A 15,446-nucleotide genomic window follows, 5' to 3' on the forward strand; every position below is an offset into this window, starting at 1 on the left:
CGTGACGCACACATTCGCGGCAGGTCGCCCAGCTGCGCCGCCGGGGCAGCAACCGGTCCTGGAAATCTCCTATTTCACCGATCCGCTGTGTTGCTGGAGCTGGGGCCTTGAGCCCCAGCTGCGGCGACTGCGTTACGGGTTTCGGGGCAAGGTCGCCTTGCGGCTGCGGATGGGCGGCATGATTGGAGGCTGGGACAGGTTCTGTGATCCGGTGCACGACATGCATCGGCCGATCCAGATGGGCCCGCTGTGGATCCAGGCCAGCGCTGTGACTGGAATGCCCCTTGAGCCGGCGATCTGGGCGCAAGACCCGCCCGCCTCGTCATGGCCTGCCTGCCTTGCGGTCAAGGCCRCAGRGCTTCAGTCGCCAGCCGCCGGCGATCTTTATCTCCGCCACGTCCGGCAAGCACTGAYGCTCGAAGGGCGCAATGTAGCGCGCGACGAAGTGCTGGTTGAGCTTGCCTGTGAGCTTGCCAAAGCTCGCCCCGAGCAGTTCGATCATGCCCTCTTCGTGAAGGAATTCGCYGGGCGCGACGCCAAAGCGGCCCTTCAAGACGATGTACGTGAGGCACGATTTCGCGGGGTKGGACGGTTTCCCTGCCTGTGYTTGAGCCGCCCTCACAAGATTCCGGTTTGGATTGTTGGTTGGCTGCCCTGGCAGGCGCTGCTGGAACAAGTGCGCGCCTACGCGCCTGAACTCGGTTCGGAGCGGACCCCGTCCAGCCGCGAGGCCTATTCTTCCTATTGGGGCGGGGTTGTCGAGCGAGAGGTTGAAGTGGCATTCGGTGTGTCGGACGGAGAAGCCTTGTTCAATGCTCAAATTGCGAACTCGTCAGGTGGCGGCTAGTCGGCGCCCGAGGACACGCCCAGGCGACCGCGCAGCCTGGACGTCGCGCGGAGCGCGCTCTACACGGGAAAGGGCAGCAGTCAACGAGGCAGCGCGTAGGCGATGATCGAATCGCCTGCCTTTGTGCCAGTCGACCCATGACCCCCCGCCACCACGACCAGATACTGGCGGCCGTCTGCAGCCTGATACGTGGACGGCGTGGCCTGCCCGCCCGCCGGCAGGCGATCGCGCCAAATCTCGCGACCTGTGCGAAGGTCATAGCCTCGAACGTAGTTGTCCATCGTGCCGCTCAAGAAGGCGACGCCGCCCGCGGTGATAATGGGGCCGCCAATCCCTGGCACTCCCATCTTGAACGGCAGCGGGACAGGAGACAGGTCGCGGACGGTGCCATTGACATGGCGGTACACCGTCTTGCCCGTTCTTAAATCCACGCCAGCGACATACCCCCATGGTGGCCGCTGGCACGGCAGATTGAGAAATGAGTAAAACGGGCCCATCTTGGCGGCGAACGGAGCGCCGAAGTTTTCGTTGAACACTGGCGCGCCTTTCTTGCTGACGACGCGGGTTGTGTCGTCCGGCCGGGGCRGYAGCTGCGAGGTGAAAGCCAGATAGACCGGCATGGCGAAGGCAATGTCGCGCTGTGGGTCGACGGCAATGGCTCCCCAGTTGAAGATGCCGAAGTTTCCCGGATAAACAATGCTGCCGCCGAGGGAAGGCGGGGTGAACGCACCGTCGTAACGCAGTTGATGGAAGCGAATGCGGCAGTAAAGCTGGTCTATGGGGGTGGCGCCCCACATGTCGGCTCCGGTCAGTGGTTTTGGCCTGAACGACACCGCCGAGTGTGGCTGCGTTGGCGCTGTATGGTCTCCGCCGACAGCACCTTGCGGCGCAGGCTCCTCCTTGACCGGCAAAACGGGTTCGCCGGTCAGGCGATTCAAGACGAACACCTCGCCCTGCTTCGTGGGCGCCACCAGGGCCGGAACTTGTTGCCCGTTGATGGTCAGATCAACCAGGCTCGGCTGGGCTGGCACGTCGTAGTCCCACAGGTCGTGATGAACCGTCTGGAAGACCCACGCCACCTGTCCCGTGTCCGCATGCAGCGCCAGGATCGAGGACGAAAACCGCTCGGTGTTCGGTCCGCGGTTGGCGCCGAACTGATCGGGCGATTCGTTGCCCATTGGAAAATAGATCAACCCGAGCTTGGGGTCGTAACTGGCGACACTCCACGAATTGGGAGCATTGTGGGAATAGGTCTGGCCGTTGGGAATTGGAGCGGTCGCATCTGGGTTCTTGCTGTCGAAATTCCAAACCAGTGCCCCGGTATAGGCGTTGAAGGCCCGGATCACGCCTGACGGCGAGGTCGTCGCAACGTTGTCGTTGACTGCTCCAGCCACGACAATCAGGTTCCCGGCGACAACTGGAGGAGACGTCGAATAGAACGAGCCGGGTGTCACGTTGGGCATGTTGGCCCATAGGTTTACCGTGCCGTCCGAACCGCCGAATCCGGGACAAAGCTTGCCGGTGTCGGCGCTGATCGAGATCAGCCGGCCATCCGACGTGGGGACGAAAAGTCGCTTGGTGCATTCGGCGCTCAGGGTCACGTGCGCCGGGGGCTGCTCGCGGTCGACCACCGGATTKGGAGCTCCGGCCGGYGCGTGCCCGGTCACCACATTCTGCGGTACGCCAGCGGCCTGGGTCGTCACTTCGTCGACGCTTTGCTGGAGATCGGCGGCAGCCTGGGTGCCGGCCGCGGCCGAGTCAGGTGCGAGAGAGACTTCCGGCGGCACGTCGGCCGGTGTGACCTCCTGGTAGGCCACGCCTCGGCAGGTCATATGCTGCGTGGTGTCCCGAGGCGGCTGCTTGAGCTTGGGGTCGAACCGCCATTTCTCTTTGCCGGTCTCGGGATCGAGCGCGATCACCGTGCTGAACGGAGTACAAATATATACCGTGCCGTTGACCATAAGCGGAGTGACCTCATAGGTCGTTTCCTGAGGATCGTTCTGGTCACGGATCTGCCCGGTCTTGTAAGTCCACGCGACCTTTAGCTTGTCGACGTTCGCCGGCGTGATTTGGGCGAGCGGGGAGAAGCGCTGGCCCATCGACGTGCGGCCGTAGGCAACCCATTGCCCGGGAGGAATTCCCCCGTCCGTTGCCGCCGCCGCTGCCGCCATACGCTCCTGATTGAATGTGCCGGAAACGTCGTCTGGATCCTGAAACATCGAATAGATGCCGACGGCCGCCGCCAACACGATGACTGCGGTCAGCGCTGCATTGTTGGCGTCAAACCCGGCCGTGATCCGATAGCGCCGATTGAACGCGTTTACGATGGCAGGCAGGAGCACGAGAATACCGAGAACGAGCAACAGCCCGCCCCGCGGTGCCAGCGCCCACCAGTTCAAGCCGACTTCCCACAAGGCCCAACATAGCGTGACGAGGATCGTAACGGCGTAGAGGCCAGCTCCAGCCGGTCTGCGCATGGCGATCAGCGCGCCAGATGCAGCGAGCATCGCGCCCAGCACGACGTAGAACCAGCTGCCGCCCAGGGCAGCCAACCAGAGGCCTCCGAGGACAAGGACAGCGCCTGTCAATATGATGATTGCCGAAAGCGCAAGCCGATACATCGGGCAGCCTCCTGTTGGAAATGGTTTATCGGCCCCTTCCCGCGGCGGGGCGAAGGGCAATGTGCGCCTGGCGAGCCGGCGAACCTGCCATTAGGGGCGCGTATCGAGGGCGTGCGGGGTCTCTCCGCCAGATCCGCCCGCGGAAGACCCCGCGCCCCGAAGYACGACAAAGCCGGCGAACAGGACGACGAYAACAATCAGGGCAATTGCTATTCCGCGGGTCACGTCTCGGCTCCACACTTGCTTGGCTTGAGGTCGTCCACCTGATCGTGGCGGTCTAGAACCTATTCATAAGGGGACCGGCACTGCCGGCGAGGACCGTGATAGGGCTGGAATGTATTGTCCGATGYCCGGTAGGACCGGTAATGGTCGTAGCACCATCGGACGTGGCGGCTGGATACGGGGCCATGCTGGCTGAGGGCGCCGCCGATAATGGCACCTAAGGCGAATGCGGCTGGTGGAAACCACCATCCATTGTATCGGCGATAACCCGGCCGATAGTGCCGGTAGCCTCTGTGCCCATGCCAGTATGCATGGTTTCGTCGCAGTATGAAGCGATGGCCATGGTGGTAGCGTGCCTGCGTCACATAAGAAGGCACCGGTGCGCTTGAGACAACGGGTGGCGCCGCGACAGCTGAACCGGCGGGTTGTGCCAGGAGCAGGCACGCGACAAGGCCGCTGATGATTGTAGAACGAGCTAACATTGAGTTCCTCCCGATACGTTCCATAGAGGGCGAACCAGAGAGCACTRCCTTTGTTCCGCTCGAGCGCTCAAGTTTATTTGAGATCTTTTCTGGCCCCGATCACGCTGAAGCGCTTACACCCTTAAGCATCGACATCCGCGCCAGGCTTGCCCGCGATCGATTTGAACAGYGCCATTGCGGTTCCGGTTTTCGACGCAAGGGAAACGACAGCTCGAGAGTGACCGTCTCTGGAACAAATCCGGCCTTAATCCTTTAGGCGCTTGGCTCCCAAACGCGTGAGCACTCGTCGACGGACGGTCGGGCCGCTGCGATGCATCTGCTGTTCGCCCGACTGTGACGAGATTCCTCGGCGTGGTGGGCGATTGATTCGCGATGCAAGGGCTGGGGTGATGATGCGACCGCAAGCCGAATTCGGCTTGGGATCCACCGGGACTAGATTTGCGAAAGGTCCGGAACGACATGGTACCCCTCTGGCTGCATGTGCTTGGTGTGGTTTCGCTGGTCAGCGCCCTCCTGGTGGCAGGCTGGATTGGGTGGGATGAGACGCGCCGACCGCAGCCGATGTGGATCATGAACGTCGTCTGGCCGGTCGCCGCGCTTTTCGGAACGGTGCTGGTGTTGTGGGGCTACCTGAAATTCGGAAGATCGGCTGGCGACAGCGCGGCCAAGTCTCGGCGGCGCACGCCCGACACACCCTTCCCCGTGATGGTCGGCAAAGGCGCGCTGCATTGCGGAGCCGGTTGCACCTTGGGTGACATCGTGGCGGAATCGCTCGCAACGTTTTTTCCCGGCGTGRCACTCTGGTTCGGGTGGCGCAGTTTGTTCGACGAGAAGATGTTCGCGGTCTGGATCTTGGACTTCCTGTTCGCCTTCTTCCTCGGCGTCGCCTTTCAATATTTCACCATCAGGCCGATGCGCGGCCTCTCGGTGAAGGATGGCCTGATTGAGGCGCTGAAGGCTGACACGCTGTCGCTGACGGCATGGCAAGTCGGGATGTACGGCTTCATGGCGTTCGCCCAGTTCGGGGTTTTTCGACCGGTTCTCGGCGTCTCGTTGACAGCTGAAACGGTCGAGTTCTGGTTCATGATGCAATTCGCCATGATCGCCGGTTTCTTGACCAGCTATCCCGTGAACTGGTGGCTGCTCAAGGCCGGCGTCAAGGAAAAGATGTAGTCGCGGGCCGGCAAACCGCGATGGCCAGCCCTCCTGTCAGGCCGATGTGTCGGCCGACAGATGTATGGGCGCTGCCGTCGCTGCGAGGCACGGCCCGTCAATTCTGCGTGTTCGGCGTTTAGCGGGTTTCAAGCCAGCATCGCATGACCTAACTTCCGTATGGTCGTCGATCAAATTCCGGGCGACGCAGTGGTTCCTTGACACTTTCGCTCGAATGGATACCCGCCCCGGGGCGGCGTACCGGTTTGTCCGACAGAGCAGTGGGACTACGAGTCCCTACTGCAATGACCATCGGGTGACACGGGAACATTCGCGTCCGCACAGCCCGAAAACTGCATGGAGCGCTGGCAACATGTCTGCGGATCAATATCTCAATCAACAATTGGAGTGCCCCCGCTGCCGGACAACCAGGCTGCGGATCCCAAGAGGCGTGTCCCCAGGCACTCCGATCGTCTGCAGTGACTGCGCAGAATATCTGGGAACGTGGGGGGAGTTGCAGGATGCCTTCGAAAGGCAGGGTGGCTGTCGCGGTGCCTTTCGAATAGAGTGGGGGCGGTTCAAGAAAATCTGATGAACTGCAAATGCCCTACTAAATCGCTGTTGCCCGATCCGGGGCCGAATTTACCTGCGTGGACCGCGATAGCTGTGTTGGCCGCAATCGATGTAGAGCCGTAGAATCGAACTGTTTGGCCTGCGCTCTCGGCGCCATTTGAGCAGCCGCTCATCGGACCGACCTCCACCCGAAGCCGGAGCCACTGCGGCAGGGAGCCTGTGGAGACAAACTTTTGGGTTGACGCTAATGCTGCGGGGCCTGCTGTTCACCGAGCCTGCGATCACCCTCGGCCAGGCTAAGGCATCGTTGCTGCCTGATGGGCCGTAACGGCGGCCATGTTCTGGTTCAGGTGACCCATGATCCAGATTGAGCCCAAAACCACCAGCGCCACGATCAGAACGCCGAAGGCAAGCGCGAGGACATTGTTGGTGTTGTCGGGCCCGGTGGTGATGTGCAGGAAGAAGACGAGGTGCACCCCCATCTGCGCGATGGCGAGCACCGTCAGGGCCGAGATCACCGCCGGCTGGTAGATCACGTCGGTCTGCGCGGCGAGGAAGGAAGCGACGGTCAACAGGATCGCCAGGCCGAAGCCAAGCAGGTAGCCCGCAAGACCGCCCGCGATCTCATGTTCCTCGATGCGCTCTTCACCCGGTGCCGCGTCGCGATGATCGAGCGCCTTGTCGTCGCGAGTGTCCGTTTCGCTCATGATGATGCTCCAAGAAGGTAGACTAGTGTGAAAATGGCGACCCAGATGATGTCCAGCGCGTGCCAGAACAGGCTGAAGCAATGCACCCGGMGCAAGATCTCGGGCCGGAACCCCTTCACCCAAAGCTGAGCCATCATTGTGCCGAGCCACAGCAGACCCAGCCCGACATGGGTGCCGTGGCAGCCGACGAGGGCGAAGAAGGCCGAAAGGAAGGCGCTGCGCGACGGGCCGGCCTGCTCGTTCACCATCGTTGCGAATTCCTGCACTTCCAGGAACAGGAAGGCCGCGCCGAGCAAGCCGGTGAGAAGCAGCCAGAATTGCGCGGCAGCCATCGACCGGCGACGCGTCGCGAGCATTGCCAGGCCACCGGTAAAGCTCGACGTGAGCAGCAGACCCGTCTGCGCCGCCACGCGCGTGAGCTCGAACAGGTCCTTGCCTGTCGGCCCGTCGGCCGTCTGCTTGGACAGGACAGCGTATGCGGCGAAGAAAGCCGAGAACATGATGATGTCCGACAGGAGGAAGATCCAGAATCCATAGGCTACGGTGACGAACTTCGACGCCGGCCCGCCTTCGCCGTGTCCGGTCGCCGAGAACAGGCCATGGGCCTGGCTGCGGCCCAGCCGATAGGGATCGCGCGGTGCGCTGCCTGCCGTGATGTCGCTCATGCCGGACGCTCCCGGCTGCGCATCCATGCAAGCTGCGCTGCCCGGCCGCCGCGATCGATGCGTTCGACCTCGCTGGCGGGAATCTCATAATCGCCATGCTCGCGCCACGCGAACACGACGAAAGTGATATAGGCGCCGATGAAGCCGACGATCGCCAACCACCAGATGTGCCAGATGAGCGCGAAGCCGATCAGCGTGCTGAAGAAGGCGGTGACGAAACCTGTCGGGCTGTTGCGCGGCATCTCGATCGGTTCGTAGTTGCGCTTGCTCTCCGGCGCCTGCTCGTCGGCGGCCCTTTGCTTGATGGTCCAATAAGGCTCTTCATTTTCGACATGCGGCAGCCGCRCATAGTTGAATACGGGGGGCGGCGAGGGCGTCGACCACTCCAGCGAGCGCCCGTCCCAGGGATCGCCCGTCTGGTCGCGCAAGGCCTCGCGTTGCCTGATCGATACGATCAACTGTGTGATCTGGCAGGCTGCGCCGACGATCATCACCGCAATGCCGAAGGCCGCGACCATCAGCCATGGCGTCCAGAGGTCCATATCGATGTGCTGGAGCCGGCGGGTCATCCCGAGCAGCCCGACGATATAGAGCGGCACGAAGACCAGCACATAGCCGGCAAGCGTGGTCCAGAATGCCGCCTTGCCCCAGCCTTCGTGCAAGCGGAAGCCGAAGGCCTTCGGGAACCAGTAGGTGAAACCGGCAAAGGCGCCGAACAGCACGCCCGAGATGATGACGTTGTGGAAATGCGCCACGAGAAAGAGCGAATTGTGAAGCATGAAGTCGGCCGGCGGGACGGCGAGCAGCACACCCGTCATGCCGCCAACGGTGAAGGTGGTGACAAAGCCCAGCGCCCACAACATCGGCGTGTCGAAGCGCACGCGTCCGCCATACATGGTGAAGAGCCAGTTGTAGATCTTGACCCCCGTGCCGACGGCGATGACCGAGGTGGCGATGCCGAAGGCTGCGTTGACGTCGGCGCCGGCGCCCATGGTGAAGAAATGATGCAGCCACACCATGAAGGAGACGATGCAGATGAACAGCGTCGCCGCCACCATTGAGCGGTATCCGAAAAGCRGCTTCGACGAGAAGGTGGAGAAGATCTCCGAATAGATGCCGAAGGCGGGCAACACGAGGATGTAGACTTCCGGATGGCCCCAGGCCCAGATGAGATTGACGAACATCATCTGGTTGCCGCCGGCTTCGTTGGTGAAGAAATGGAAGCCGAGATAGCGGTCGAGCGTCAGCATCGCCAGCGTGGCGGTCAGGATGGGGAAGGCCGCGACGATCAGCAGGTTGGAAGCGAGCGAGGTCCAGCRGAACATCGGCATGCGCAGATAACCCATGCCCGGCGCGCGCATCTTGAGGATGGTGGTCACCAGGTTGACGCCGGTGAGCAGCGTGCCGACGCCGGAGATCTGGATTGACCAGAGATAGTAGTCGACCCCGACGCCCGGCGAATAGGTCATCTCGGAAAGGGGCGCGTAGGGCAGCCAGCCGGTGCGCGCGAACTCGCCGACGACGAGGGAAATGTTGACGAGCAGCGCGCCGGTCGCGGTCAGCCAGAAGCTCACCGAATTCAGCGTCGGGAAAGCGACGTCACGGATGCCGAGCTGCAGCGGCACGACGAAATTCATCAGGCCGATCATGAACGGCATCGCCGCGAAGAAGATCATGATGGTGCCGTGCGCGGAAAAGATCTGGTCGTAATGCTCCGGCGGCAGATAGCCCGGCGCATGGATGGCGAGCGCCTGCTGGGTACGCATCATGATGGCATCGACGAAGCCGCGCAGAAGCATCAGTGCCGCCARCACGATATACATGACGCCGATGCGCTTGTGATCGACCGAGGTTATCCATTCTCGCCACAGATAGGGCCAGTAGCCTTTCACCGTGATCCAGACCAGCACCGCGGCGGCCGCCAGGAAGACGACCAGGGCTGCGCCGAGTGGAATGGGCTGGTCGAAGGGAATGGCCGACCAGTCGAGTTTGCCGAGCATCGTCATCCTCCTTCTTTGGGCGGGTGCGTCAAGGCCGGCGCCGCCGCCTTCGGCTCGGCCTTCGGGCTCACCTGCGGCTCGCCGGCGGCGGTTTCGGCTGGCCCCGGTCCGGGCGGCAGGGTCTGGCGCAGCACTGCGTCGAACAGGCCAGGCTCGACCTGRCCGAAGGCGGCAGGCGGCATGTTGATGCTTTGGCGGGCAAGCGCGCGATAGGCGTTGGCATCCAAGACGCCTTTGCCATGCAGCGATGAAGCCCAACTGGCGAATGCGTCCGCGGAGACCGCCCGTACACGGAAGTTCATGTCGGAAAAGCCGTCGCCGCTGAAATGAGCCGACAGGCCGAAATAATCGCCTTCGCGGTCGGCCTGCAGATGCAACTCGGTCTGCATGCCGTTCATGACATAGACCATGCTGCCGAGCTGCGGCACGAAGAAGGTGTTCATCACGCTGGCCGAGGTAAGCCTGAAATGCACCGGCGTGCCAGCGGGAATGACCAGCTGATTGACAGTTCCGACACCCTGGCCCGGATAGAGGAACAGCCATTTCCAGTCGAGCGCCACCACCTGCACTTCCAGGGGGCGCTGGCCGGACGCGATCGGCCGGCGCGGATCGAGGTGGTGGGATCCGTAATAGATCAGCCCACCAAGGAAGAGGATTGTGAGCGTCGGGATCGACCAGACGATCAACTCGATCTTGCCGGAATAGGTGAAATTAGGGTCGTAGCGCGCATTGCGGTTGGTGGCGCGAAACATCCAGGCAAAGGCCAGCAGCGCGATCAAGGTCGGGACGACGATGACCAGCATCACGGCAAGCGAGTTCAGAAGGATGGTGCGGTTRCCGACCCCGATCGGTCCCTGCGGATCGAGCACGCCTCCCGCGCAGCCGGGCAGAGCCGAGACTGCGGGCAACCAGAAGAGCGGGCGCAGTGACTGAGATCTACTGGGCAAAAGCACAACGGTTGGTCACGGGTTTGAGACAGAGCGTCCATCAAGGGGCGCGTGGAAATCTCGGATCAGGTCTCCCGAGCGCTGACGCGGTCTTTCTGCCGACACCCTGCAACTCCGGGAGACACGCCCCAACTGTCACAGCAGGCGGTTGTTCCATTACTTTCGCGGGCATCGGGCGTTGGAACGAACAGCTCGCTTGCGATGGCGATATGGCGGTGAGGTTGAGCGCGTCACTGGGTAAACCGATCGCGGGGCATGGCCGCTCTGATCGACGGCATCGGCGACGCTATCTCGCGAATGAGAGGACGTCCGAGGCCAGGGCGCCAGATCAGTAAGCGCCCGTGACGCTGTCGGTGGAACTGCGCAGTTTCCGGACCGTTTCCGCAGTTACCGGAGCGGCCTGGTTGCCCCAGGCGTTACGAACATAGGTGGCGAGCGCAGCGATCTGGTCGTCCGACAATTTCCAGCCAAACGATGGCATCGTCTTGTCGTTGGGGTTCTGCGCCGTCGCTGCGGCATGGCCGCCGTTCAGAATGAGGCGAAGCATCGACAGCGGTTGGTCCGATTGCACGACCGCGCCGCCCCTCAGCGAAGGGAACACACCCTCGACACCTTCGCCGCCGAGCTGGTGGCATGCAGCGCAATCATCGCCATAAATTGCCTTTCCGGCGCTGAGCATCTTCTGATCGGCACTGCCAGCAGAATTGGGGGTGAAGGCAGGCAAGGATTTGAGGAACGTGGCGATTGCCTGCAGATCCTGGTCCGTCAGCTTCGAGGTCGAGTCCTTGACCACTGCGCCCATCGGACCATAGGCAGTCGTGCGCGCATTGTGGCCGGTTTTGAGAAAGGCCACGATGTCCTCTTCGCTCCAGGAGCCTAGGCCCGTGCGTTTGTCGCCCGTCAGGTTGGGCGCGAACCAGTTCTGCACCTCGCCGCCTTGAAAGGCTTCCGACGTCTTCGATGAGCCGAGAATATTCTTGGGCGTGTGGCAGGCGCCGCAATGGCCGAGCCCCTCAACCAGGTAGGCACCGCGATTCCATTCGGCGGACTGGTCCTTGCCGGGCTGGAATTCGCCGGGCTTGAAGAACAGGCCATTCCATGCCGCCATGGCAAACCTGTGATTGAGTGGCCAGATAAATTCGTTGTCGCGCGGTTCGGCCCGCACCGGGGCCAGGGTGCGCAGGTAGGCGCGGATGTCGTCGACGTCCTCGCGCGTCACCTTGGTGAACCAGGGATAAGGGAAGGCCGGGTAAAGGCGCCGGCCATCGGCGGCCAGCCCCTCATGCATGGCTCGGTAGAACTGCTCTTCCGTCCATGCCCCGATGCCGGTCTCGGGATCCGGCGTTATGTTGGCGGAGTAGATCGTGCCGAAGGGCGTCTCGATTGGCCTGTCGCCCGCGAAGGGCTTGCCGTCATCGGCAGTATGGCAAGCCTCACAATCTCCCGCCGCCACCAGATACCGTCCACGCTCCTGCTTGGCGAAATCACCGATCTGAGCATATGCGAAGGGACCCAGCGTCACGAGCACCGCGCCGAGCGCTGCGGCACCTGCCACCAGAACGACTGCGCGTCGCGTGATCATGTGTGCACCAGTGGGCCGGGATGCTTGAGGTATTGGCGGCGGATCGCATCCGCTGCCCACAGCGCAAGAGCGCTTACCGTTCCGGTCGGGTTGTAGCCGCTATTGTGGGGGAAGGCGCTGGCGCCAACCACGAACAGATTGGGCACGTCCCAGTGCTGGAGATATCTGTTGATCACGCTGTCGGCCGGGCTGGCGCCCATGATGGCGCCACCGGTGTTGTGCGTCGACTGATAAGGCTCAATGTCATAGTGYGGTCCGCGCGCCGACTTCTTGATCTCGCGAGGCTTCATGGCGTGCGCGATCTCCACCATCTTGCCCATGGCGAAATCCTGCATCTTCAGTTCGTTCTGCTTGAAGTCGTAGGTCATGCGCATGAGCGGCCGGCCATAGACATCGCGGTAGGACGGATCGAGATCGAGATGGTTAGACTTGTCCGGCATGACCGCCCCCATGAGCGACACGGACATCGACTTGAGATAATTCTCGACGAAGGCCTTCTTCCACTTGGCGCCCCATTTCGGGGTTCCTTCCGGCAACAGCTCCGTTTCGATTGGACGTCCCGTCGTCATGTAGCCGGCGATATACCCGCCATGGATGAATCCGAGGCCGGTGTGGTCGAAATTGTCGCCGTTCCAATCGTCGACGATGACGCCCAACGCGCCCACCCCGACGAAAGGATTGAGGAGCTTGTCATCGAAGAACAGGTCGACGGAAGGCGTGAGCTGATAGCAGTAGTTCTTACCGAGCGTGCCCTGGCCAGTACCTGGATCGTAGATCTTGCCGATGCCGGAGCTCATCAGCAGATGCACGTTGTGCGTGGCATAGGCGCACACAATGACGAGATCCGCCGGCTGCTCGAATTCGTTGCCCTGGGCGTCGACGTAAGTGACGCCGGTCGCGTGCTTGCCGGAAGCGTCGACGTTGACCCGCGTGACCTCGCTTTCCGTGCGAACGGTGAAATTCTTCTTCCGCATCAGGACGGGCAGGATGGTCGTCTGGGCACTGGCCTTGGAATAGTTGCCGCAGCCGAATTTCTCGCAGAAGCCGCAATAGGTGCAGGGCGCCAGCGTGACGCCGAGCGGATTGGTATAGGCTTGCGACATGTTGCCCGAAGGGCATGGAAACGGGTGCAGCCCGAGGGAAGCCGCCGCTTGACCGAACAGCGTCGGCCCGTAGGTCTGCTTCATCGGTGGGGTGGGGTAGGGCTTCGAGCGAGGCCCTTCGAACGGATTRCCGCCCGCCTGTTTCTGTCCCTTGACGTTGCCGGCCTGGCYAGCGATGCCRCACAGTTCCTCCCAGCGCATGTAGTAGGGCTCTAGCTCGTCATAGGTGATGCCCCAGTCCTGCAGCATCATGTCCTGCGAAACCGCGGCGTTCCCGTATCGCGCGACGGTCTGGCTGCGAATCTGGAAATCATAGGGCAGGAAGCGCCAGGCCTGGCCGTTCCAGTGGATGATGGATCCGCCGACGCCGGTGCCGGGCAGGAACGAGCCGAGCCGCCGCATCGGAAGCGCCGTCTGCTCGGGGATATTGCGGAAGGTCAAGGTCTCCTGAGCGGTCTCTTCGAACAGATGCCCGTGATAGCGGTAGCGCAGCTCGTCCTGAATGAAGCTGGGGGCAAAGTCGGTTCCCGTGTCGCGCCAGCTGCCGCGCTCCAGCGCGAGCACCTCGAGCCCGTCTTCCGTAAGCTCCTGCGCCATGATCGCTCCGGTCCAGCCGAAGCCGACCAGGACCACGTCGACGGACGGAAGCCTGTTGACCATGCGTCAGCCTTCCCCGTTCCATTCCGGACGGCCGCGGATCCCGACTGGCGGTTGATCATAGCGTTGTCCGTGCCGGTCGACCCAGTCGAGATAATTGTACCGCGCGCCGGGAAACCCAAGCATCTTCCATCCCGCCATATCCTTGTTCCCGCCATAGATGGGATCGCTGAACATGCCCTCCTTGGTGTTCAGCCAGAGCATCTTGAAAAAGGTCTTGCCATCCACCCCGCCAAGGTCGAGCTTGCCTTTCTCGAGATCGCTTATGATCGCGTCCTGTTGGTCTGGTGCCAGGCCGGCGAAAGGCGCGGCAGAATGCGAGGACGCGACGTGGTCCTCTATAGCCTTGATGGCTGCCCGATAGAGCGCAGAAGGGGTCAGGCGCGATTGATAGCCCTGCGTCTCCTCTCCCTTTGACCAGGGGCCTTGCATGTACCAGCCCTGTGCCCGACCGTAGGCACCGGCTAATTGATGATCGATGAACAGCGCAACCCCGCATGCCTTGGCTCCGGGCCCGATGGCGTCGTCTGGAACGAGCCTTTCGGTAGCGGCTTCGATGAAAGCCGCCTCCTCGGGTGTAAAAAACTTGTAGTCAGGGGCCTGGAGGGGATGCGGAGCGTCGGCCTGATGCGGCAGCCACGGATCTTTGTCGCCACCATGAACATCACGTGAAAAGGCGGGTGCCGTGCCAACGCCTCCGGCTGCCGCTGCGGCGGTTGCACTGACCGCCAGGAATTGGCGGCGGCTGACTTTTTTCGGTTTCACGACGCGGCCATGATTGCGAGTGCGTGCGGAGCCAAACTGGGGCATCGGGGAAATGTTCCCTCCGCGGGTCACTTTTTCGCAGCGCGATTGAACGCCGAGCGGAGGGGAGACCGGGCAGGTCGTCAGCGATGCGCGGACCACGGCGTTGTGGCGGAGGTCGTGCCAGACCGTCCGCAGCGCCGAAGTTGCTGCAACCAGTTGCACCGTTGTGGTCGGCCCGATCCCAGCAAGACTGTCTGGCGGTTCGCTAGATCTCTTGCTGGCGCACGGGCGGCGAAAAGCTGCGCGTCACCTGCGCTCGGTTCTTCAGCCGATCAGGGTCAGCCCGAAGAGAATAGCCAGCCACAAGGCGACCGCCACCGCCACCAGCGGCGGCAGGGTTTCCTCTCCGGTCAGCTTCATGAACACCACGGCGACGACAGCTGCCTTCATCGCCGCGATCAAAAGGTTAACGGCTGTGTTGGCACCATGAAGATCGAGGAAGGATGACGCGACCGTCAGCCCAAGAAGGACCAGCAATGCGACATAAGCGAAGGCGAGCTTGCGGATGTGTTCCATGGCGCCTACGCGTGAACCAGATAGAGGACGGGAAACAGGAATATCCACACGATGTCGACGAAGTGCCAGTAAAGCCCGATCGCATGGGTACGGCGCACGCGGCTGTCGATGTCGGTCCGCCGCCACGACAAAAGCAGGCCTGCAACGACCGCTATGCCGCTGGCCAGATGCACTGCGTGCAGGCCGGTCAACGCGAAATAGAGGCTGAAGAAGAACTGCGCGTGAACGGGATCCGGCCCCTGGTAGAAGAAAGGCGCCCCCAGAACCGGCGCGATGCCTTCGTGGAACTCCTTGGCGTATTCGGCCCCCTTTATGCAAAGGAAAGCGACGCCCAAAAAAGCGGTGATGCCCAGCATCCAGGCCGCGGTGTTCCAACGGCGTGCCGACGCGCTCTCATGCGCAAACGCCATGGTGAAGCTCGACGTGATGAGCACTGCGGTGTTGAGAGTGCCCAACGGCAAGGACAGATGTTTTGAGGCAGCTGCGAAGGCGGGAAGATAGCGGATATGCGCCACCAGGAAGACCAGCAGGATGGCGCCGAAAAGCATCGCTTCAGAGCCCAAGA

At 62.3% G+C, this 15,446-nt stretch carries 13 protein-coding genes; 2 read left to right on the forward strand and 11 right to left on the reverse strand.

Translation table 11 applies throughout. The features are described 5' to 3' along the window. The first annotated feature begins 1 nt into the window (after window position 1). Window positions 2-847, forward strand: coding sequence for a DsbA family protein (locus tag LCM4576_RS35455; RefSeq protein WP_083361583.1), 846 nt, complete (start codon window positions 2-4; stop codon window positions 845-847). An 80-nt stretch (window positions 848-927) separates the two neighbouring features. On the opposite strand, the gene LCM4576_RS30740 is transcribed toward LCM4576_RS35455, so the two are convergent. Further along, a complete protein-coding gene (locus LCM4576_RS30740; protein WP_071036145.1) occupies window positions 928-3,468 on the reverse strand; it encodes a membrane-bound PQQ-dependent dehydrogenase, glucose/quinate/shikimate family in 2,541 nt (846 codons plus the stop codon). Window positions 3,469-3,752: 284 nt separating this feature from the next. Continuing rightward, a complete protein-coding gene (locus tag LCM4576_RS37855; RefSeq protein WP_083361584.1) occupies window positions 3,753-4,172 on the reverse strand; it encodes a BA14K family protein in 420 nt (139 codons plus the stop codon). A 459-nt stretch (window positions 4,173-4,631) separates the two neighbouring features. Between LCM4576_RS37855 and LCM4576_RS30745 the strand changes: the two genes are divergently transcribed. Beyond that, the gene (locus LCM4576_RS30745; protein ID WP_071036146.1) at window positions 4,632-5,345 is read left to right on the forward strand and encodes a DUF4396 domain-containing protein; all 714 of its coding nucleotides are present in this window, start codon (window positions 4,632-4,634) and stop codon (window positions 5,343-5,345) included. Between the two features lie 848 nt (window positions 5,346-6,193). Here LCM4576_RS30745 and cyoD read toward each other — a convergent pair. The 9 genes from cyoD to LCM4576_RS30790 form a co-directional block, all read right to left on the reverse strand. Beyond that, complete coding sequence (cyoD, locus tag LCM4576_RS30750; protein ID WP_041005302.1) at window positions 6,194-6,604, reverse strand: cytochrome o ubiquinol oxidase subunit IV; 411 nt, start codon at window positions 6,602-6,604, stop codon at window positions 6,194-6,196. Next, entirely contained in the window at window positions 6,601-7,269 is a 669-nt protein-coding gene (locus tag LCM4576_RS30755) for a cytochrome (ubi)quinol oxidase subunit III (RefSeq protein WP_071036152.1), read from the reverse strand. Before LCM4576_RS30755 ends, cyoD begins: the two co-directional genes overlap by 4 nt. Then, window positions 7,266-9,269 (reverse strand): cytochrome o ubiquinol oxidase subunit I, encoded by a 2,004-nt coding sequence (gene cyoB, locus LCM4576_RS30760; RefSeq protein WP_071036151.1) that lies wholly within the window; start codon window positions 9,267-9,269, stop codon window positions 7,266-7,268. The genes LCM4576_RS30755 and cyoB overlap by 4 nt, the downstream gene beginning before the upstream one ends. A gap of 2 nt (window positions 9,270-9,271) precedes the next feature. Beyond that, window positions 9,272-10,222, reverse strand: a complete 951-nt coding sequence (gene cyoA, locus LCM4576_RS30765; protein ID WP_116390021.1) for a ubiquinol oxidase subunit II — start codon at window positions 10,220-10,222, stop codon at window positions 9,272-9,274. A 322-nt stretch (window positions 10,223-10,544) separates the two neighbouring features. Continuing rightward, window positions 10,545-11,798: a cytochrome c gene (locus LCM4576_RS30770; protein WP_071036147.1), complete on the reverse strand. Its 1,254-nt coding sequence runs from the start codon at window positions 11,796-11,798 to the stop codon at window positions 10,545-10,547. Next, window positions 11,795-13,561: a GMC family oxidoreductase gene (locus LCM4576_RS30775; protein WP_071036148.1), complete on the reverse strand. Its 1,767-nt coding sequence runs from the start codon at window positions 13,559-13,561 to the stop codon at window positions 11,795-11,797. Before LCM4576_RS30775 ends, LCM4576_RS30770 begins: the two co-directional genes overlap by 4 nt. A 3-nt stretch (window positions 13,562-13,564) precedes the next feature. Beyond that, window positions 13,565-14,527 carry a gluconate 2-dehydrogenase subunit 3 family protein gene (locus tag LCM4576_RS30780; RefSeq protein WP_244508278.1) on the reverse strand — a complete coding sequence of 321 codons (963 nt, stop codon included), beginning with the start codon at window positions 14,525-14,527 and terminating at the stop codon, window positions 13,565-13,567. A gap of 102 nt (window positions 14,528-14,629) precedes the next feature. Next, entirely contained in the window at window positions 14,630-14,881 is a 252-nt protein-coding gene (locus LCM4576_RS30785; protein ID WP_052467692.1) for a cytochrome C oxidase subunit IV family protein, read from the reverse strand. 5 nt (window positions 14,882-14,886) lie between these two features. After that, a partial coding sequence (locus LCM4576_RS30790) for a cytochrome c oxidase subunit 3 (RefSeq protein WP_131803327.1) occupies window positions 14,887-15,446 on the reverse strand: 560 nt, incomplete at its 5' end.

Origin of the sequence: Mesorhizobium sp. LCM 4576 (assembly GCF_001854815.1) — a bacterium.
Lineage (GTDB): Bacteria > Pseudomonadota > Alphaproteobacteria > Rhizobiales > Rhizobiaceae > Mesorhizobium > Mesorhizobium plurifarium.

What these genes read in the sequence shown, in the direction of transcription:
- cyoD (WP_041005302.1), bottom strand. Translation starts at nt 6,604, where the DNA reads ATGAGCGAAACGGACACTCGCGACGACAAGGCGCTCGATCATCGCGAC.
- LCM4576_RS30770 (WP_071036147.1), bottom strand. Translation starts at nt 11,798, where the DNA reads ATGATCACGCGACGCGCAGTCGTTCTGGTGGCAGGTGCCGCAGCGCTC.
- LCM4576_RS30785 (WP_052467692.1), bottom strand. Translation starts at nt 14,881, where the DNA reads ATGGAACACATCCGCAAGCTCGCCTTCGCTTATGTCGCATTGCTGGTC.